General features: G+C 64.6%; 8 protein-coding genes. 4 read left to right on the forward strand and 4 right to left on the reverse strand.

Going from position 1 to position 21297, the window contains the following annotated elements; genetic code table 11:
* Positions 1-5 precede the first annotated feature (5 nt).
* The 4 genes from ACSQ3Z_RS17420 to ACSQ3Z_RS17435 form a co-directional block, all read right to left on the reverse strand.
* Positions 6-1040: an ABC transporter permease gene (locus ACSQ3Z_RS17420; RefSeq protein ID WP_436172554.1), complete on the reverse strand. Its 1035-nt coding sequence runs from the start codon at positions 1038-1040 to the stop codon at positions 6-8.
* A 227-nt stretch (positions 1041-1267) separates the two neighbouring features.
* Positions 1268-2920, reverse strand: coding sequence for an ABC transporter substrate-binding protein (locus ACSQ3Z_RS17425; RefSeq protein WP_436172555.1), 1653 nt, complete (start codon positions 2918-2920; stop codon positions 1268-1270).
* Positions 2921-3206: 286 nt separating this feature from the next.
* Positions 3207-9254 carry a translocation/assembly module TamB domain-containing protein gene (locus ACSQ3Z_RS17430; RefSeq protein WP_436172556.1) on the reverse strand — a complete coding sequence of 2016 codons (6048 nt, stop codon included), beginning with the start codon at positions 9252-9254 and terminating at the stop codon, positions 3207-3209.
* Positions 9255-9257: 3 nt separating this feature from the next.
* Positions 9258-11186, reverse strand: coding sequence for an autotransporter assembly complex protein TamA (locus tag ACSQ3Z_RS17435; RefSeq protein WP_436172557.1), 1929 nt, complete (start codon positions 11184-11186; stop codon positions 9258-9260).
* A 280-nt stretch (positions 11187-11466) separates the two neighbouring features.
* Here ACSQ3Z_RS17435 and ACSQ3Z_RS17440 point away from each other — a divergent pair, with 280 nt between their 5' ends.
* The 4 genes from ACSQ3Z_RS17440 (at position 11467) to ACSQ3Z_RS17455 (ending at position 21257) form a co-directional block, all read left to right on the forward strand.
* Entirely contained in the window at positions 11467-16950 is a 5484-nt protein-coding gene (locus ACSQ3Z_RS17440) for an alpha-2-macroglobulin family protein (RefSeq protein WP_436172558.1), read from the forward strand.
* A gap of 198 nt (positions 16951-17148) precedes the next feature.
* Complete coding sequence (gene pbpC / locus ACSQ3Z_RS17445) at positions 17149-19254, forward strand: penicillin-binding protein 1C (protein WP_436173923.1); 2106 nt, start codon at positions 17149-17151, stop codon at positions 19252-19254.
* Between the two features lie 18 nt (positions 19255-19272).
* Entirely contained in the window at positions 19273-19995 is a 723-nt protein-coding gene (locus ACSQ3Z_RS17450; protein ID WP_436172559.1) for a M15 family metallopeptidase, read from the forward strand.
* Between the two features lie 233 nt (positions 19996-20228).
* The gene (locus ACSQ3Z_RS17455; RefSeq protein WP_436172560.1) at positions 20229-21257 is read left to right on the forward strand and encodes a sulfate ABC transporter substrate-binding protein; all 1029 of its coding nucleotides are present in this window, start codon (positions 20229-20231) and stop codon (positions 21255-21257) included.
* The last annotated feature ends 40 nt before the right edge of the window (positions 21258-21297 follow it).

The raw sequence follows: 21297 nt of genomic DNA on the forward strand, positions 1-21297 counted from the left end.
ATCCCCTACTGCACTCTGATACGCGGATTGAGAAACGCGTAGCCGACGTCTGAAATGAGCTGCGTGATCAGCACGATGAACACCGAGACCAGCGAACAGCCGAGCAAAAGGTCGATGTCGTTGTTTTCGGCCGCCTCTTTCAGCGTGTAGCCAAAACCCTGGTAGCGGAACATCACTTCGACGATGACGACGCCGGTGAGCAGCCAGGGGAACTGCAACATGATGACGGTGAACGGCGCGATCAGCGCGTTGCGTAGCGCGTGCTTGACCACGACGCTGCCGAAGGAGAGGCCCTTCAACCGCGCGGTGCGGATATATTGCTGCGTCATCACCTCGACCATCGAGGCGCGAGTCATGCGCGCAATATAGCCGATGCCGTAGATCGCCAGCGTCATCACCGGCAGCGTGAAATTGTAGAAAGTGATGCCCTGGCTGGCCGAGGCCGCCGAACCGTTCAGCCAGCCTAGCCAGGAGGCGAAGATGACGGTGAAGATGACGCCCGACACATATTCGGGCGTCGCCGTCGAGGCGATCGAGGCGACCGATAGCGTCCGGTCCGTTCGCGAACCCTCGCGCATGCCGGCAAGGATGCCGGTCAGCAGCGAGATCGGTATCATGACCAACAGGACGCAGAGCATCAGGATGCCGGTGGCGCTAAGCGCCGGAAACAGTTTTGACGCGACCGTGGTCTTGAACTTGGTCGAGCAACCGAAATCGCCCTGCAGGATACCGGAATATGTCGGCACAAGCGGGTCGTTGCAAAAGGAGAACCGCTGGGTCGGCTTGCCTGTCGCGGGATCGGTGACCGGCTGCTTGGGCATCACGCCGAGCCATTGGCCATAGCGGACGAAGAAGTTCTGGCGGTAGCCGTGTTCCACCAGCCAGCTTTCGAGCTGCTCGGCGGACGTGTGCATTTCAGTTTGGCTGATCGCCAGCTTCTTCAAATTCGGATCGAGGTTGATCAGGAAGAAGACGATGATCGTCAGGCACAGCATCGTCAATGCCATGGTGCCCAGGCGCCTGATAACGAAAGAAAGCATGGCGGTCCCCTGCCGGTCTGGTTGGGGTTGGAGCCAGCTTCGAAAACCAGCTCTACCGTTGCCGGCAGAGTTGGCTGTCAAACCGGCCGTCGGATGCGATCAACCCTGTTTTATTGCATGATCTTTCCCGAAGAGTCCGCAACTTTCTGCTGCGCCGGCTTCCGGTTCTGGAACCATGCGAGGAGTGATGGGGAAGGGGCGAACCGCCCCCTCCCCGATCGATCCGATCATGCCTGCTCGAGCCAGACCTTGCCGTAGTCGCGCTCGTATGTCGGGTGCATCTTGTAGTTCTGCACCGCCTTGACCGAGTGGCTGTAGAGCTTGCGCCAGAAGGGCTGGATGATGATGCCGGAATCCTGCAGGGTCTGCTCGATGTCCTTCATCATCTCCTTGCGCTTGGCGGCATCGGCGACCGAAAGCGCGGCGTTGAGCTTGGCGTCCCAGTCGGGGTTCGACCAGGCTGTCTCGTTCCAAGCTTCGCCGGTGCGGTAGCCGATCGCCAGAACCTGGACGCCGAGCGGGCGCATGTTCCAGGTGGTCATCGACAGTGGATACTTGGTCCAGTCGTTCCAGAACGTCGAGCCCGGCAGCACCGTGCGCTTGACCTTGATACCGGCGTCGCGCAGCTGAGCGGCGATCGCATCGCCGGTGTTCTTGTTCCAGTCCTCGTCGGCCGTGATCAGCTCATGCTCGAAATCCGCCTGTCCCGCTTCCGCCATCATGGCTTTGGCCTTGGCGGGGTCGCGCGCGATTTTCGGCAATTCGTAATATTCCGGGTGAATCGCGCAGACATGATGGTTCTCGGCGACAGTCCCGGCATTGCCGTAGCCGAGCTGGAGGACGACAGCGTTGTCGACGCCGAGTTGCAGCGCCTGACGCACCTTCTGGTCATCGTAAGGCTTGTTGGCCACGTTGGTGCGGCAGACGATGGTCGCCGCGGTGACCACCTCGGATTTCACCAGATCCATGCCGTCGAGGATCGACACGTAGTCGGCCGAGGTTTCGTAGTTGGTGTGTATTTCGCCGGCTTCGAAGGCGCTGACCATCGCCGCCGGATCGGTGCCGTAGTCGATCAACTCGACGCCGTCGAGGAAGACCTCGCCATCCCACCACTTGTTGTCTTCGCGGCGTTTGTAGACCACCTTCTGGCCGACATCGTAGGAGACGAGTTCGAACGGGCCGGTGCCGATCGGCCAGGCCTTGAAGTCGCCGCCCTTCTCGTCGAAGGTCTTGTGAACGATGAGGCCTGGATAGTCGCACATGTTCGGGATGAGCGCGATATCGGCCTTGCCCAGCTTCAGCTTGATGGTGTGATCGTCGACTTTGGTCACGGCGCTTTCGTCCAGCTTGTCGTCCTTGACCAGCGAGCCGAGACGGCCTGGCATGGAGTTGCCTTCGGCTTTCTTGTCGCCCCAGCGCTTGAGGTTGAAGATCACGTCATCGGCGGTAAATGCATCGCCGTTCGACCAGGTCACGCCCTTGCGCACATGCAGCGTGTATTCGGTGGCGTCGTCGTTGATGTCCCAGCCTTCGAGCAGATAGGGGCGGAACGTGTATTCGGTCGTGTACTTGACCAGCGGCTCGAGCGCCTGGCGCTCGGCATTGGCGATTTCCGACCAATCGGCCTTGCGTGGATCCTTCGGGTCCTTGATCCACTGCGCGACCTTCAGGATGCCGCCCTTCTTGCCCTGTACTTCTTCCGCCTTGGCCGGCGTCGGGTCGGCCAGACCGAGCATGCCGTAGGCCATTGCCGTGGACGCGCCGAAGACGCTGGCCAGGGCGAGGAATTCGCGGCGGTCCATCTTGCCTGCCTTGGCTTCTTCGGCCATTGCCAGGATATGATCCGGAACGCGGTCACCGTTGCTTTTGTAGATTGCCATGACTGACTCCCATTGTTGGCTTTCTGCCTTTTAACATTCCGCATCCGCGCCGTGATGTCAAAGACCGACACGGACTGGGAACATGTTAGCGAATGTGCAACTTTGGAAGGAGGGCAGTTCGCGTGATAGCGACAGTCTTGACGCAAAATCGCTACTGCCCGGAAGATTCCGTTCGAATCCCGGCGCCCGATTAAAATGAGACATTCAAACGGGATAGGACAGCGCCAGCCGATCCTTGAGTTTGCGCCAGGGTTGCACCTCCCGACGCCCGCGATCGTCGCCGATTTCAGTATTCGCGCTCGTAGAAGATGCCGCCCTTGGCTTCCCCTGCATCGTTGGCTTCGCCGCGCAATTTGACGCCGCGCCCGACATTGAGATCGATGGTCGCCTTGCCCGAACCCGGCTTGTCACCCTTCTGGATCGTCACATAGGTGCGGTCGTTGAGGTATTTGCCGGCCGAGACGGCCGTGCCGCCCTTCTCGTCCGTGGTGACGTCGAGGTCGTCGACGCCGATCGCGCTGCGCAGGTTTTCGAGCAGCGACGTCGAGCCGCCGACGCCAGCCAGTTGCCCCGCGGCTTCGGCAAGCTGGGCGATCTGCAGCGGCGACAGGTTCGACATCGAGCGGCCGAAGATCAGCTGTGCCAGCACCTCGTCCTCCGGCAGGGCCGGCACGGACGAGAAGGTGAATTTCGGATTGGTCGCCTCGCCCGACACCACGATGGTGACGGTGGCGCTGCTCGTCGTCGATGTTGCCGTCAGGTTGAGATAAGGCACCAGCGAGCCCGAGAAGCCGACCGTGCCCTCGGTGAAGGTCAGCCGTTTGGCGAGGATCGACAGCCGCCCGCGCTGCAAGGTGAAGGTGCCGACCGCATGCGGCGACGACGCCGGGCCGGTGAGCTTCAGCGAACCGCCAAGCTCGGCATCGACGCCCCTGCCCTGGATGAAGATCTGGTTCGGCGCGTTGACCGTGACGTCGAGGGCAAGCCCGCTGCCGCCACCGCCGCCGCTTGTCGTTGGTGGGCGCAGCGCCTTGTCCTGCGCCCGCACGGCGCCGGGTGCGTTCTTGTGCTTGACGTCGAGCGCCGACAGCGACCCCGGCAGCTTCTCAGGCACGGTGATGACGGTCTTGGCCAGGTTGATGGTTCCCGAAATCACCGGCGCCGAGGCGAGCGGTCCCTTGATGGTCAAGTCGCCACCGAGATTGGCCGTGACCACCCTGCCGTCGGTGTAGCGGCCGTCGGTTAGCTTGACCGACAAGTCGGCCGGGAACCCTTGCGCAGGATTGATGCCGACCGTGCCGCTGGCCGAAAGGCTGCCGCGCGTCGACAGCGTGCCGGTCAGGCGATTGATCCGGGCGACGCCGGCGCCGATCGAGACGTCGGCGGCGATGTCGTTGACGGCAAGGCCGGAGCGCGCATCGACCAGGCGGGCACCTGACGTGCTGACCGTGCCGCCGATGACCGGCGACGTCGCCGTGCCGCGCACTTGCACATTGACATTGGCAGTGCCGTTCAATGACAGGCCTTGCGCGGCAAGCTTGGCGGCAAGGAAGGAAAACGGCACCTTGCCGGAAAAGTCGAGCACCAGAGCCGGCGCGCCCGCAATGGTCACCGAGCCGCCGCCCTTGAGGCCAAGACCGGCCCCGTCACTGATGTTGACGTCAAAGGTAAGTTTCTTGCCGGCGAACGTTCCTGACGAGGAAATGTTCATGCCGCCAAGGCCGGCGCCGCGGGTCTGCGAGGTCTGCACACCGCCTGCATCGATTTTGAACGCAATGCTTGGATTGGCTGGTGCGCCTGTCACCTTGACCGTGCCGGAGATCGAGCCGGCGGCATCGAGGCCGCGTGAGAAACTGTTGGCGAGCGAGATTGGCACCTTGGCCAGTGCGGCGTTGATGTCGAGCGCCTGCCCGACCTTGCCGGTTACCGTCGCCGTGCCGCCGCCGAGGTTGAGCACCAGCCTGTCCAGGCTCGTCGTTCCATTGGCGATGCTGATGGTCGAGGCCTGTGCGATCGCCGCCTTGATCCCTTGCATCGTCGCCTGCCCGGAAGTGAGCTCGATGGTCGTCGTGCCATTGGCCACCTTCACCCGGCCGACGGCCCTGGCCGGAATGTCCTTGACGGTGGCGCCGCCGGAAAAGCCGGTCCAGTCGCCGTCGCGCTTCAAATCGACATCGATGCCGCGGATGACGGTGCCGCCGGAAGTGACACTGTCGGCGCGGATCTTGCCGGAGATCATCGGCGCGGCAAGATAGTTGGCGATCAGCGCGTCGATGGAAACGGTTTTCGCCACCAAATCGCCGCGCGAGAGCGAACCGGTTGTCGCCTTGATAGCGACTTGTGGCGCGTTGCCGCTCTTCGAGAAGACAATCGTGCCACGCACATCGCCTTCGGCTTTTTCCAGCGCCAGTGCGGCCAGCGGCCCGATATCGGGCAGGTCGAGCGCCACCGTGCCTTCGGGCACGAAGGCCTGGTCGAGCGCAAGGTCGCCGGAGATCCGGTTCTTGCCCAGCGACAGCAGCAGTCCGTTGATGGCGCTCTTGCCGTCCGTCGTCGCCAGCACCGCGCTGCCTTGCAGCGCTTGCCCGGCGACATTGCCGGTCAGTTGCACATTGGCGGCCGGATTGGCGGCATCGGCCTTGCCGGTGGCGGTCAGCTTCAGGCCGGTGATCTCGCGCTCCGCGACCGAAAGCCGGTCGCTGTCGACCGTCAGCGACAGGTCCGGCGCCAGGCTCGCGCCTTGCACATTCAGCGCGAAAGCAATGGCGCCCTTGGCGTCTTTCGACAGCAGCGAGATATCTGATAGTGCGCCCTTGATGTCGGCGCTGAGCTTGTTGTCGGCGAGGCTTGCCTGCCCATTGGCGGTCAGCGCACCAGACGCCAGCGTGACCGGGCTTGCGCTGACATTGCCGTGCGCATCGCGCTTCAGCGTCGCGCTGAGTTGCGTCCGATCGGCCAGCACGCCGCGCGCCGCCGGCAACGCCGCCGAAAGGGCGTCCGCCTTGAGGTTGAGGTCGATGGCGCCGTCGGCCAGGGAAACCCGGCCGTTGAAAGCGCTGTCGAGTGCTGCGCCCTGCACCGAGCCGCTGTCGATGGTGATGGCATCCGCGGCAAGGCTGCCGGCGACTTTTGCGATGATCTTGCCGGCGATCAGCGGCGCGATGGTCGGGTTGTCCAGTCCTATCTTGTCCGCCGTTACCGTACCCGAGATCGGTCCAGTACGGCTCTTGACGTCGAAGGCGTCGGAATGCAGCGCCAGCGCGATGCCTTCGACCTTGGCGTGGTTGGTGGCGACCGAGGGCAGCGCTGCGGAAATATCCAGCCTCGGCCGCATGCCTTGCCCCGCCGCCTTCACCGACAACGCTTGCAACTCGAGCTTGATCGGACTTTCGGTGCTGCCGAGCGACAGCGGCAGGCTGGGACCGGTCGATGTCAGGTCGAGCGCGAAATCGCTGGCGCCATTCGGGTTGATCGTGCCGACGGCCTTGCCGGAGATCTTGTCGCCGGCAAGCGTCGCGTGATCGATGGTGATCCCGCCGGCGGTCGTGAAGCCGCCGGCGGCATTGAGGTTGAGCGGTCCGAGCCCGGCCTGCCGGGTCTGACTGGTCTCGGCGCCGGCGAGCTGGATATTGAAGCGGATGTCGGGGTTTGCCGGCGATCCCGTCACCTGCGCCGTGCCATCGAGTGTCCCCGCAGCGTCGAGACCGGGGGAGAAATCATTGGCAAGGGCTGCCGGCATCGCGGAGAAAATTGCCGCCAGGTCGAGCGTCTGACCCGCAGTGCCGGAGAGCGTCACCGCGCCACCGCCGACATCGACCACCAGTCGCTCGATGCTGGTCACGCCATTGGCGATGGAGAGATTTGACGGGCTGGCGATGGCGGCCTTGATGCCGCGAACGGTCGCCTCGCCCGAAGCGATCTCAATGCTGGTCGTGCCACCGGCGATCTTGGCGCGGCCGGCGGCGGTAGCCGGGATGCCGGCGATCGTCGCGCCACCGGTGAAATTGGTCCAGTCGCCATCGCGCTTCAGGTCGACGCCAATGCCGCTGATGACAGTCGTTCCCGATGTCACACTGTCGGCCTTGATCGTACCGGAGATCGCCGGGCTCTTGAGATAGTTGGCGATCAGCGCGTTGACGGTGATCGCCTTCGCCGCCACCTCGCCGCGCGAGATCGTTGTACTGGCCGCATTGATGGTGACGGTCGGAGCCTCACCGTCCTTGGCGAAGGCAATAGCTCCGCCGATATCGCCGGCCGCCGCCTGACCGGCAAGCGAAGCCAGCGGCGCGACATCGGGGGCAGATAGCGTCAGCGTGCCGAGCGGCAGCAACTTGTCATCGAGCACAAGGTCGCCCGAAACCTTGTTGTCGCCAAGCGACAGGCTGAGCCCCTTGATGGATCGCTTGCCGTCGCTCGTCACCAGCGCCGCCTTGATGTCGAGCGCCTGGCCGTCGACCGACCCGGTCAGCGAGACATCCGCCGCGGGACTGGCGACATCAGCCTTCCCCGATGCAGTCAGCTTGATGTCTTTGACCGTGCGGCCCGACGCCGTCAGGCTGGCGCTGTTGGCCGAAACGGAAAAGTCCGGCGCCCAGCGCGCGCCGCTTGCCGTCAGCGCGAAGTCGACGCCGCCGGCGAGAGGCACGCCGGCCAGTTGCGACAGCACCGAAACGTCGCCGAGCGTACCCTTGATGTCGGCCTGGATGTCGCTGCCTTGCGCGCTGGCGGTGCCGCTGGCCTTGAGCGAACCAGAGGTCAATTCGAGTGAATTGGCGGCGAACGAGCCTTGCGGGTCGCGCGTCGCGGTCGCCGAGAACGTCACCCGCTCGCCGAGCACGGAGCTGATCTGAGGCGGCAGCGCCGATGAAACCGCATCGGCGTTCATTTTCAGCTTCATCGCCAGGTCGGTCAGCGACAGAGTGGCCGTCAGCGAGGCATTGAGCGCGTCGCTGCGCAACGTTCCCTGGTCGAGCGAAATCTCGTCCTTGCTGACCTTGCCGGCGAGATCGGCCGCCAGCTTGCCGGTCACCAGCGGCGTCAGCGTCGCGACATCGGTCTTCAGGCCGCCGGCCGAGAGCTTGATGCTGACCGGTCCGCTGCGGTTCTCAATGTCGAAGCCGTCGGAATGGATCTGCGCCGCCAGATCGTTGAGCTGCGTGCCGCCTGCCGCCACCGAAACCAGCGACGCGGCGATATCGACCATCGGCGCCTTGCCGTCGCCAAAGGCGCGGGCGGTCGCGTTTTTCACCGCCACGGTAACCGGCTGCGCCTTGGTGCCGACGTCGAGCAGCACGGGCTCACCCTTGGCGGCAAGCTCCACCGAAAGGTCGCTCGCGCCCTTGGGATCGACCCTGCCCGCGGCGGTGCCATGCACGGCGTCGCTTTCGATCGTGGCGCGCTCGATGTCGACGCCGCCGGCCGGCGTCGCGGTGCCGGCAAGGTCGAAGCTGGTCTTGCCAACAAACAGCGGCTTCAGCTTCTCCGGCAGGAAACGCCCGAAATCTCCGTCGCCCTTGGCCTCGACATGATTGCCTTGGTCGCTGAGCTGGTGGCGGCCGGTGAGCTGGGTGACGATCTGGCCGTCGACGACGAAGGTGCCGATGCCGCTCCAGTTGGCCAGCGGCCCCGTCCCCGAGACAATGATGTCGACCGGCGGCGCGTCGGGCAATTTGAGCAGATTGGCAATGATGCCGCCGGCTGGCTCTGATGCCTTGAGATCGAGGTCGAGCTTGTTGTCGGCGGGCGCGAAATGGACCTTGGCATCGACATTGCCCTGCTTGCCGTCATGGCGCGTGATGGCGAGCACTGTCTCGACAGCCAGCGGCGAGGCATTTGCCTTGACCGACCCTTTCGCCGCAAGCTCGGCGATGCCGCTGCCGGCGAGTTCCTGGCCGAGCGCAATCTCGGGAAGATCGATCTGCCCAATGTCGAGTGAAACCGGCAGCGTTGTGGTCCCGCTCTGGCTAGGCTGCGCGCTCGCCGCCGGCAACCGCGCCAGTTCGATGCGCTCGGCGCCGATGCGCTCGGCATCAAAACTCTTCGACAGAAGCGCCAGCGGCGACCAGTCGACGGCGACCTTGCGGGCCACCAGCCAGGCGCCGTTGCGGTCTTCCAGCACGACATGGTCGAGCCTGAGCGCCCCCGACCAGATGCCATCTATGCCGCTGACGGTGACCTTTCGGTCATCGCTCGACGCAAGATGCGAGACGATGCCGGCGAGGTTGTCGCGGCCGCGCTCGGTCTTGGTCAGCACGACCAACGCGCCGACCGCCGCCGCCACCACGATGAGCAGCGTGTAAAGAACAATGCGGAAGATGCGCCAGAACGTCTTCATGGCTCAGAACGCCTGACCGATGCCGGCATAGATGCCGAAACGCGGGTCGCCCGGATCGCGGTTGAGCGGGATCGCCGCGTCGACCCGCAGCGGACCGAATGGCGTCAGATAGCGCACGCCGACGCCGGCGCCGACCTTCATGTCGGAAAAGTCCGGGAAGGACTTCGTCGAGACAGTGCCGGCATCGACGAATGGCACGATGCCGATCGTGTCGGTGACGGCAATGCGCATCTCGACCGAGGTTTCGAAGAGGGAAAGGCCGCCGATCGGCTGACCGTCGATGTCCTTCGGCCCGATGCCTTGATAGGCATAGCCGCGCACCGAGCCGCCGCCGCCGGAATAGAAGCGGCGATTGGCCGGAACGTTCTCGAGGCTGGTGCCGACGATCGAGCCGACGGCGACACGTTCGGCGAAGATGAACCTTGAGGCCGAGTCGAGCGATTGATAGGCTGATCCCTCGCCCCTCAGCTTGACGAAAGCCGCGCCACTCAAAAAGTCGTAGCTCGGTTCGGCATAAGCCAGAACCCTGAAACCTTTCGTCGGATTCAGTCGATAATCGCGACTGTCGTAGACATATTGCAGCGGGACGCTCGCAATCAGATAGGTGTGCTTGCCGAATGCATCGTCGATCTTCGAATACTCGAGCGCGGCTTCCGCGGAAACCGTCTGCCTCTGGTCCAGTTCGTAAGACAAGCCCGTGCTGCCCTTGACAGAGAAGTTGTCGTACGCGTCGGGATGCTCAAGTATTGTTCTGAAGCTGGCAAAGAATTTCGACGCCGGCCCTATGACGCCCGGCTTTTCGAACATGATGCCGGCATTGTAGTTGAGTCCGGTGAATTCATTGCTGCCGATACCGCTGATTGCGCCGTCGATGCGCAGCTTTTCGGCCTGGCCGAACAGGTTGCGGTGGCCCCAATAGCCTTCCAGCCCCAGGCCTTCGGTGTTGGAGAAGGTACCGCCGAGGCCAAAATAGCGCGGCTTGCGTTCGCTGACCTGGACGTCGATCGGGATGTTGCCGTCGGCGTCGAGGCCGTCGCCTTCCTTCAGCGTCACGCTGTTGAACACTTCCAGCCCGAGCAGCCGGTCGCGCGCGTCGTCGATCTCGTCGGGCGAATACTGGCGGCCGTGCTTCAGGCCGGTCATGTATTCGGTGAAATCGCGGTCGACCTTCTCGGTGCCCTCCACCGTCGTGTCGCCATAGCCGGCCACTGGTCCGGCCGCCACGGTCAGCGTGACGTCGAGTGTCGAGGTCGCATGGTCGGCAACGATATGGCTGCCCGTGACCTTGGCCAGCGGCCTGCCTTCCTGCTTCAGTGCCCGGATGATCAGAGCTTCGGCCTTGAGCACGGCGCCGGATCCGGCATCGCCGCCGGCGATCAGCCCGAAATCGGCACTCGCCAGCCCAGCCGCGTCGCCTTCCAGCCTGATGTTGCCCAACGTGAATTTCGGCCCAGGCGTCACCGTGACCACCACCGGGATCGGCTGCGGCCCGGTGAATTCGGCGTCCGGCGGCAATTCGTCGAGCGGCTTGCCTTGGATGGTGATGGTGACGATGCCTTCGTAGCGGGCATCCGCATAAAGGGCGGCAACCAGTTGCTCCCGGTCGCTGCGCGCCTTGGCCAGCAGGCCGAGCGAACCGGACACCGGACGTTCTTCGTCGGCTTTCAGCGTCGAGGCGTTTTCGAGTTTCTTGACCAGATCCTTGTCGGCGTCGGTCGCCTCGATGGTCACGGCGTAGCGCAGCGGGTCGACGATATCGGCATCCTCGTCGTTCGACGAGCCCCACAATTTGATGCCGAAAAGCTCGAAAGCAGCGGCATTCCGGGTTTCGACGACAAGTATGATGGAACACATCAGCGCGAAAAGCAGGACGCGCGGAAGCCCGCGCAGCCGCGCGGTTCCTCCCGACATATGCCTTTCATGCGCCGACATTACAAATCTAACCTAGCTTGCAATGCTAAAATTGGAATGAAGTTCTGAAGTGCTCGTAAAGGGGCCACAATCCAATTGTCTGAAATAGACAGGGCTTGGAATTCACACCTTCTGCGTCGCCGCAAGAATGCGTGATCCCCTGTCCTATGGAGGTTCTATCCGATACCGGCTCTCGGCCGGAAAGGAAACCGTTGGCAGGCGGAACCTGCCGCGTCCTTGTGTTGACAAGCCTGACTGAAGCTTGAACATGCCGGGACGTAAGCACTGTCTGGAGGGTGTAATGGCAATGCGCGCGGCTCGTGGTCTGTCTTTCTTCCTTATCCTTCTCTTTTTCGCCGTGGGAAGCGTCGCGCAAGCGGCCGAAGCCCGGCGAATCGTAACGACCGACAATTCCGACTATTTCGGTTTCGATCTCCGCTCCGACCAGAATGTCAGCCTCGACCAGTGCAAGACGACCTGCCTGGGCGATCCGGCCTGCCGCGCCTTCACCTACAACACCAAGGCCAAATGGTGTTTCCTCAAATCCGACTATAACCAGCTGAAAACCTTCAACGGTGCCATCGCGGGTAAGGTCGCCAATGTCGACGGCGATCCCGATATCGGCGCGCCGCCGGAGCTCGCCTTCTTCCCCAGTTGGATGGCCGACCAGGCGCAGCAATACCGCAACAAGCTGACCGATCCGGCCTATGACAAGCCGACCGAAGGGCTGACGGCACTCAAGTCGGCGGCCGAGCAGTCGTCGCTGACCGGCGACCATCGCTCCGCCATGCAGAAATACGAGGCCGCGGTTTCGGTATTGCCCGATGATGGCCACCTCTGGCTGGATCTGGCGCGCGAGACGCTTGCGGTGCAGCCGGCCTCCAACACCTCCGAAGCATCGACCTTGCCGGCAAACGCCACCTCCGCCGGCTTCAACGCCTACAAGCTCCTGCGCACCACCAGGACGCGCGCCGAGGTGCTGGCGCTGCTCGGCTCCGGGCTTGACCGCCGCGACCTCTACCGTCCCGCGCTTCAGGCCTATGAAGCCAGCCTCGCGCTGGTCGCTTCGCCTTCGGTCCAGGCCGACTATGCGGACCTCAAGTCGCGCAAGGGCTTCCGCGTCATCGATCACACGGTCGACGCCGACACCAGCGCGCCGCGCATCTGCGCGCAGTTTTCCGAGGATCTGGTCAAGACCGGCGTCGACTATGCCCAGTTCGTCACCGTCGACAATGCGCCGCCGAAGGGCGTCGAAGCCAAGGACAAGCAGATCTGCGTCGAAGGGCTGGAACATGGCCAGCACTATGAAGTGACCTTCCGCACCGGCCTGCCAGCGGCCATCGGCGAGGTGATTTCCGTACCCGTGGTGCTGTCGATCTATGTGCAGGACCGCGCGCCGTCGGCCCGCTTCACCGGCGACAGCTTCGTGCTGCCGGCCGGCGCGCGCCGCGGCATTCCGGTCGTCACTGTCAACATGGCCGCCGCCAAGATGAAGCTTTACCGCATCGGCGACCGTTCGCTGGCGCAGCTTCTGTCCGGCTATCAGTTCCTGAAGCAGCTCGACGGCTACGACCTTTCCAACATCTCCGACCAGATGGGCGAGCCGGTCTGGGAAGGCCAGCTCGACATCGCCAACGATCTCAACAAGGAGGTCACAACCTCCTTCCCGGTCGATGAGGCCCTGCCGCAGCGCAAGCCGGGCGTCTATGTGCTGACCGCGCAGGCGGTGGACGACAAGAGCGACGAGTATAATTCGCGGGCCACGCAATGGTTCGTCGTCTCCGACATCGGCCTGTCGACCTATACGGGGCAGGACGGGCTCAACGTCTTTGCCCGATCGCTGGGAACCGCCAAGCCGATATCGGGCGCCGAGCTCACGCTGCTCGCCCGCAACAACGAGATCCTCGGCACCGCCACCACCGACGCCGAAGGCCGTGCAGTCTTCAACCCCGGCCTGACGCGCGGCGACGGGGGTATGGTGCCGGCCGTCTTGATGGCCAAGCAGGGCGACAACGACTTCGTTTTCCTGGATATGGGCCGGGCCGGCTTCGACCTGTCCGACCGCGGCGTCTCCGGGCGCCCGGCGCCGGGCGCGCTAGACGTCTATGCCTGGACCGAGCGCGGCATCTACCGCGCCGGCGAGGATGTACATGTCGCGGCGCTCGCCCGCGACGGCGCGGCCAAGGCGGTCGAGAACCTGCCGCTGACCTTCATCTTCACGCGTCCCGACGGTGTCGAGAACCGCCGTATCGTCAGCGACGGCGCATCGGCCGGCGGCCATGCCGTCGACCTGCCGCTCGAACCCAACGCCATGCGCGGCACCTGGACCGTGTCGATCTACACCGATCCCAAGCAGGCGGCGGTCGCCAGCCAGATGTTCCTGGTCGAGGATTTCGTGCCGGATCGCATCGAGTTCGACCTCTCCGCCGACAAGAAGGAGATCGCGCAGGGCGAGACCGCCAACGTCACCGTCGACGGCCGCTTCCTCTATGGCGCGCCGGCGGCTGGCCTGGCACTCGAAGGCGAGTTGACGCTGTCGACCGCCCGCGACTGGGACCGCTTCAAGGGCTATTCCTTCGGTCTCGCCGACGAGCAGTCGGCCGAACCCTCGGTGACCCCGTTCACCGGCCTGCCCGTGATCGGCGAAGACGGCAAGGCGACCTTCCCGGTCTCCGTCTACCAATTGCCCTCGACCACCAAGCTGGTCGACGCCAAGGTCACGGTCAGGATGCGCGAAACCGGCGGCCGCGCCGTCGAGCGCTCGCTCGAGATCGGCATCCGCCCGCAAGGCCACATGATCGGCATCCGGCCGGATTTCGACAATGACGAGGTGCCGCAAGGCGGCACCGCCAAGTTCAGCCTGATTGCCGTCGATCCCGACGGCAAGCGCGAGGCGCTGAAAGGCGCGCTGTGGACGCTGGTCAAGGTGGAACGCAATTACCAGTGGTACCGCTCCAACAATTCCTGGAACTATGAGCCGGTGACCTTCACCAAGTCGGTGGCCAACGGCCAGGTCGACCTTGCCGCCGATGGCGAGGCGACCGTGTCGCTGCCGGTCGACTGGGGCCGCTACCGGCTGCAGGTCGAAACCGCCGATCCTGAAGGACCGGCGACCAGCTATGAGTTCGACGGCGGCTGGTATGTCTCCTCCACCACCACAGAAACGCCTGATGGCCTCGAAATCGCCCTCGACAAGGACACCTATGCGGCGGGCGAAGTGGCCAAGCTCAAGGTCTCGCCGCACTTTGCCGGCGAACTGCTGGTCACCATCGGCGCCGACAAACTGCTGAAGACCGTCACCGCCACGGTGCCGGTCGGCGGCAGCACCGTCGACATCCCGGTCGGCGACAACTGGGGTGCCGGCGCCTACATCACCGCGACGCTGTTCCGGCCGGGCGATGCGCAGGAAACGCGCATGCCGGCGCGCGCCATCGGCGTGAAATGGCTGAACGTCGATCCGGGCTTGAAAAAGCTCGCCGTCACCCTGACGCCGCCCGACAAGACGATGCCGCGCCAGCAGCTGTCGATCCCGGTCTCGGTCGCTGGCATGCAGCCCGGCAGCAATGCCTATGTCATGGTCGCCGCCGTCGATGTCGGCATCCTCAACCTCACCAACTACAAGGCGCCGGACCCGGAGAACTGGTTCTTCGGCCAGCGCATGCTCGGGCTTGAGATCCGCGACCTCTATGGCCGCCTGATCGACGGCTCGCTCGGCACTACCGGCAAGTTGCGCACCGGCGGCGACGGCGCCAATTTGCAGGCGCAAGGCAGCCCGCCGACCGAAAAGCTGGTCGCCTTCTTCTCCGGCACGGTCCAGCTCGATGCCGACGGCAAGACCAGGGTCGACTTCGACATTCCGCAGTTCAACGGCACCGTGCGCGTCATGGCCGTCGCCTGGACCAAGGAAGCGGTCGGCCATGCCCAGTCCGACGTCATCGTGCGCGATCCGATCGTGATCACCGCCGGCCTGCCGCGCTTCCTGGCGCCCGGCGATGCCGTCGTCATGCGGCTCGACATTGCCGACACGGACGGTCCGGCCGGCGATTATGCCCTGTCGATCGACACGACAGGCGATCTGTCGACCGGCGACAAGCCGTTGCCTGAGAAACTGACGCTCGCCCAGGGCAAGCGCCAGACGCTGACCGTGCCGCTGATCGCCAAGACCGCCGGCAATGCTTCGCTGACCATCAAGCTCGCCCATGCCGACGGCACCAAGGTCGAGCAGACGCTCTATGTCCCGGTGCGGCCGCCGCAATTGCCGGTCACCACCCGCCTGGTGGTCGACCTCAAACCCAATGTCGGCGCGCTGCGCGTCGACAAGGAACTGCTGGCGGCAAGCCTGCTCGACGGCGCGTCCGTCAGTGTTGGCGTTTCGCAGACGGCAGCCTTCGACGTGCCATCGCTGCTGATGACGCTCGACCGCTACCCCTATGGCTGCGCCGAGCAGACGACCAGCCGTGCCTTGCCGCTGCTCTACGTCAACGAATTGGCGTCAGGCGTCGGCATGGCCAGCGACCCGGACCTGCATAACCGCATCCAGGAAGCCATCTACAAGGTGCTGAGCTACCAGGCCTCGGCCGGCAGCTTCGGCCTGTGGGGCCCGGGCTCGGGCGATCTCTGGCTGGACGCCTATGTCAGCGACTTCCTGACCCGGGCGCGCGAGCAGAAATACGACGTGCCAGCGCTGGCTATGAGCCAGGCGCTGAACAATCTGCAGAACTCGCTCGGCTACGACCAGGACGTCCAGGGTCGCGGCAGCGAAATCGCCTACGCGCTCTATGTCCTGGCCCGCAACAAGAAGGCTTCCGTCGGCGACCTGCGCTACTATGCCGACACGCAGCTCGAAGCCTTCACCAGCCCGATGGCCGTCGCCCAGCTGGCGGCGAGCCTGGCCCTCTATGGCGATACGCAGCGCTCGGAAGCGACCTTCCAGGCGGCGTTCCGGCTCGCCCAGTCGGCCACCGACTACGACTACTACCGGTCGGATTACGGCTCGCCGTTGCGTGACGGCGCGGCGATACTGGCGCTGGCGGCGGAATCGAAGCCGGTGCCGACCATCGTGCCGGCGCTTGTCAAGCTGGTGGCGAGGAAGCGCGCCGACGCCCGCTGGACGAGCACGCAGGACGAGTCCTGGATGCTGCTGGCGGCGCGGGCGCTGAAGGAGGGTAACGACTCGATCACGCTGACGGTGAATGGCGCGCCGCATGCCGGCGGTTATTCCGACCGGTTCACCGGCAGCGCCGTGGCCGAAAGCCCGCTCATCATCGCCAACACCGGCAAGACGCCGCTGCAGGCGGTGGTCACCAAGGTAGCCTCGCCGGTCGAACCGCTGCCGGCCGGCGGCGATGGCTTCACCATCGAGCGCACCTATTACAAACTCGACGGCACCGAGGCCAACGTCACCGAGGTCAAGCAGAACGAACGCTACGTGGTCGTGCTCAAGGTCTACGAGCAGAACAAGTGGCCGTCGCGCTTGCTGATCACCGATCTGTTGCCGGCTGGCTTCGAGATCGACAATCCGGGCCTGGTCTCCAGCGCCCAATTGTCGAATTTCTCCTGGCTGGCACAGACCGATGCCGCCCATCTCGAATTCCGCGACGACCGTTTCGTCGCGGCGTTCAACCCGAATGACGGCGACGGCGACCGCAGCATCGCGCTGGCCTATGTCGTGCGCGCGGTGACGCCGGGTACCTACGCTCATCCGGCGGCAACGGTCGAGGACATGTACCGGCCGCAATACTCGGCCCGCACCGCCACCGCCATGATGGAGGTCAAGGCACCGTAAGGCAAAGATGGCGAACAGGAACATGGCGATGGCGCTGCCCCTCATCCGCCTGCCGGCACCTTCTCCCCGTATCGGGACGGGGAGAAGGGCGTTGCTGCGATCGTCGGCGCCTCTTCCGCAACGTTGGAAATTGGCGAAGACCTCTGCGCAGGCCACTTTCTCCCCGTCTCTATACGGGGAGAAATGCCCGGCAGGGCAATGAGGGGCGGCACCGTGCTCTCGAGGAAATTTCTCCGCCGAACAGGTATCGCCGCAGCTTCCCTCGTAGGCTTTGCGGCAATCGCTGTTGCTTCTCTCTGGCAGCTCAACCGCGCCTTTCCGCCGCCCCTGCCCGAAAAGCTCGCAGTGTCGACCGAAGTGCAGGATCGCGACGGCCAGTTGCTGCGGGCCTTCGCAACGCCTGACGGCTACTGGCGGCTCGAAACCCGCCTCGACCAGGTCGACAAGCAGTTCGTCGATATGCTGGTCGCCTATGAGGACAAGCGCTTCTGGGACCATGACGGCGTCGACGTGCTGGCGCTGGCCCGCGCCGCCGGCCAGTTCGTCAGCAATGGCCACATCGTCTCCGGCGGCTCGACGCTGTCGATGCAGCTTGCGCGGCTGATCGAGCCGCGCGACAGCCGCAGCTTCGGCTCCAAGATCAAGCAGATGCTGCGTGCCATCCAGATCGAGCGGCGGCTCTCCAAGCAAGAGATCCTCGAGCGCTATCTGACGCTGGCGCCCTATGGCGGCAATCTCGAAGGCGTGCGCGCCGCCTCGCTCGCCTATTTCGGCAAGGAGCCCAGGCGGCTCACCGTCTCGGAAGCCGCCCTGCTCGTCGCGCTCCCGCAACTGCCGGAAAGGCGCCGGCCTGACCGCAACCTCGGCATTGCGCACGCCGCCCGCGACCGCGTGCTGACCCGCATGGTTTCATCAGGTCTGCTCGGCGAACGCGAGGCCGCCCGCGCCGCGCTCGACGATGTTTCGGGCTTGCGCCGCAAATTGCCGGCGCTTGCGGCCCACGCCGCCTATGCCATGCTGCCCAAGGCCGTGCCCGGCAAGCCCCTGCAACTGACGATCCGCAAAAGCGTCCAGGAAGGGCTGGAGCAGGTGGCCAAGGACGCCGCCAGCAAGCTCGGCCCGCGCCTGTCGGTGGCCATGGTGATGGCAGACTCCCGCACCGGCGACATCCTCGGCGAGGTCGGTTCGGCCGATTTCTTCGACGCCAGCCGCTCCGGCTGGATCGACATGACCAGGATCATCCGCTCGCCGGGTTCGACGCTGAAGCCGTTCATCTACGGCCTCGCCTTCGAGCAGGGGCTGGTGGCGCAAGAGACCATCATCGAGGACAGCCCGGCCGATTTCTCCGGCTACCGGCCGAAGAATTTCGACATGGGCTACCAGGGCGATGTCAGCATCCGGCAGGCGCTGCAACTGTCGCTCAACGTGCCGGCGATCCGCGTGCTCGACGCGGTCGGCCCGGCGCGGCTGACGGCGCGCTTCCGCCAGGCCGGCGTCAGCCCGGTGCTGCCGGTCAACGAGGCGCCGGGCCTGGCGATCGGCCTTGGCGGCGTCGGCGTGACCCTGCGCGACCTCGTCCAGCTCTATACGGGGCTCGCCAATGGCGGCAAGGCGCACACGCTGCATGACGGCACCGAGCCGGCCAATGCCGAACGCTCCACCGCCACCATCCTCGACGATCAGGCCAACTGGCAGATCACCGACATATTGTCGGGCGTCAAGCCACCCGAGGGCGCCTCCCAGCGCGGCATCGCCTACAAGACCGGCACCTCCTATGGTTACCGCGATGCCTGGTCGGTCGGCTTCGACGGCCGCTACGTGCTGGGTGTCTGGGTCGGCCGCGCCGATGCTGGCGCCGTGCCCGGTCTCTCCGGCTATGTCTCGGCAGCGCCGATCCTGTTCGAAGGCTTCGTCCGCTCCGGCCTCGCCACCGTGCCGCTGCCGGGACGGCCAGCCGGTGTGTTCAGTCCCAGGCGTGAGGACCTGCCGGTGACGCTGGCGCGCTTCGGCGCTGTCACCGAGGGGCTGGCGCAGGCGGCGCCGACCGAACCCGCGCCGACGATCATCTTTCCGCCTGACGGCGCTCGCGTCGATCTCGCCACCAATTCGCCTGACGCCTCGCCGCTGGTGCTGAAGCTGCAAGGCGGCCGCGCCCCGTTCCGCTGGCTGGCCAACGGCAAGCCGCTGACCGGCATCGACCGCCGCCGCACCGCGACCTGGCTGCCCGACGGCGCCGGCTATTCGACGCTCACCGTGATCGATGCGGCAGGTCGCGCGGCTAGCGTGAAGGTGTTTGTCGAGTGAAAGTGCTCGTTGAATAGAATGTGCCAAACGATTCAGCGCATTGGGCTTTGCGTCCTGCTGCCTCTCGCCTGCACCCTCCCCGCCTTCGCCGCCGACCTCCCCGCCGGCTTCGTCCGTCTCGCCGGTGTCGATCCCTCGATCCGCCAGGACATCCGATATGCCGGTCTCGAAAATTTCCTGCACCGCAAGGCGAAGGGCTATGACGCCCCGGTCTGCATCCTCACCCGGCAGGCGGCGGAAGCCCTATCCAGCGTGCAAAACGTGCTCGCTCCCGAAGGGCTGACGCTGGTCGTCTTCGACTGTTATCGCCCGGCGCGCGCCGTCGCCGATATGGGCGAATGGACAGGAAAGGGTGGACCGCCCGATCCGCAATGGTATCCGGCGGTCAAGCGCAATGACCTCATCGCCAAGGGCTATATCGGCGAACTGTCCACCCATTCGCGCGGCTCGACCGTCGACGTCGCCATTGCCCATGCCGACCACAGGAGCGCACCGAAGCCCGCCTGCGGCACACCCGACGCCGACACGCTCGACTTCGGCACCGGTTTCGACTGCTTCGACCCGGCGAGCGAAACCGCCCACCGCCCGCTTACCGGCGACGCGGCGGCAAACCGCAGAAAGCTCCTCGAGGCGATGCGCGCCGGCGGGTTCAAGAACTATGCCCGCGAATGGTGGCACTTCACGCTGGCAAACGAACCGTTTCCGAAACAGCGTTTCGACTTTCCCGTCAGCGCGGAATAGGAACCGGTCGCCGCCAACGCAAACCTCTTGTCGCGCGGCCTTGCCTCGGTTCACCTGATTTCTAAATAGCGTCGAACCGACGCGGAATCGACACGGGCTAATATGAGGAAAATGTTTCCTCAAGAGGTCGATCCCCGGCGAAAAATTGCTTCAAGAGGGCAAAAAAGGCAACGTTGAATGCATCTAATTTCTATCAATTCGGTAGAGTTCGGCCATCATCAACGGAGGCGGAAATGACCAACCCTCATTTCAGGAAACTGCTCGGCGCACTGGTCGCCACATCTGTCCAGTTCGGCACGCTCGGTTTCGCGTTTGCCGACACGACCCTTCTCAACGTGTCCTATGACCCGACACGCGAACTCTACAAGGCCTATGACGAGGCCTTCGCCGCCCACTGGAAGGCCGAGACCGGCGAGACCGTGACCATCCAGCAGTCGCATGGCGGCTCCGGCGCCCAGGCCCGCGCCGTGATCGACGGCCTCGATGCCGACGTGGTGACGCTGGCGCTCGAAGGCGACATCAACGCCATCGTCTCCAAGTCGCAGAAGATCAATCCCGACTGGCGCACGAAATTCGAGAACAATTCCGCCCCCTACACCTCGACCATCATCTTCCTGGTCCGCAAGGGCAACCCGAAGGGCATCCATGACTGGAGCGACCTGGTCAAGGAAGGCGTCCAGGTTATCACGCCGAACCCGAAAACCTCGGGCGGCGCGCGCTGGAACTACCTCGCGGCCTGGGCCTATGCCAACGCCAATGATGGCGGCGACGAAGCCAAGACCAAGGAATTCGTCGGCAAGCTCTATTCCAATGTCCCGGTGCTCGACACCGGCGCGCGCGGCTCGACCGTGACCTTCGCGCAAAAGGGCCTCGGCGACGTGCTGATCGCCTGGGAGAACGAGGCCTATCTGGCGCTTGACGAATTCGGCGCCGACAATTTCGACATCGTCTATCCGCCGACCTCGATCCTGGCCGAGCCGCCGGTCGCGGTGGTGGACGCCAATGTCGACGCCAAGGGCACGCGCAAGGTCGCGGAGGCCTATCTGGGCTGGCTCTACTCCAAAGAAGGTCAAACGCTGATCGCCAAGAACCACTATCGTCCGGCAAAGCCCGATTTGGTGCCGGCGGAAGACCTCGCCAAACTGCCCGCGATCAAGCTGGTCACCATCGACGATCCGCTTTTTGGCGGTTGGAAGAAGGCACAGCCTTACCATTTCGGCGACGGTGGTATATTCGACCAGATCTACAAGCCGGCCCAGTGAGGCGCGGCGGCCGCAGGGCCGCGATGTCACTGACGGCAAT

It is taken from the genome of Mesorhizobium sp. LjNodule214 (genome assembly GCF_964252735.1).
Taxonomy (GTDB): Bacteria; Pseudomonadota; Alphaproteobacteria; order Rhizobiales; family Rhizobiaceae; genus Mesorhizobium.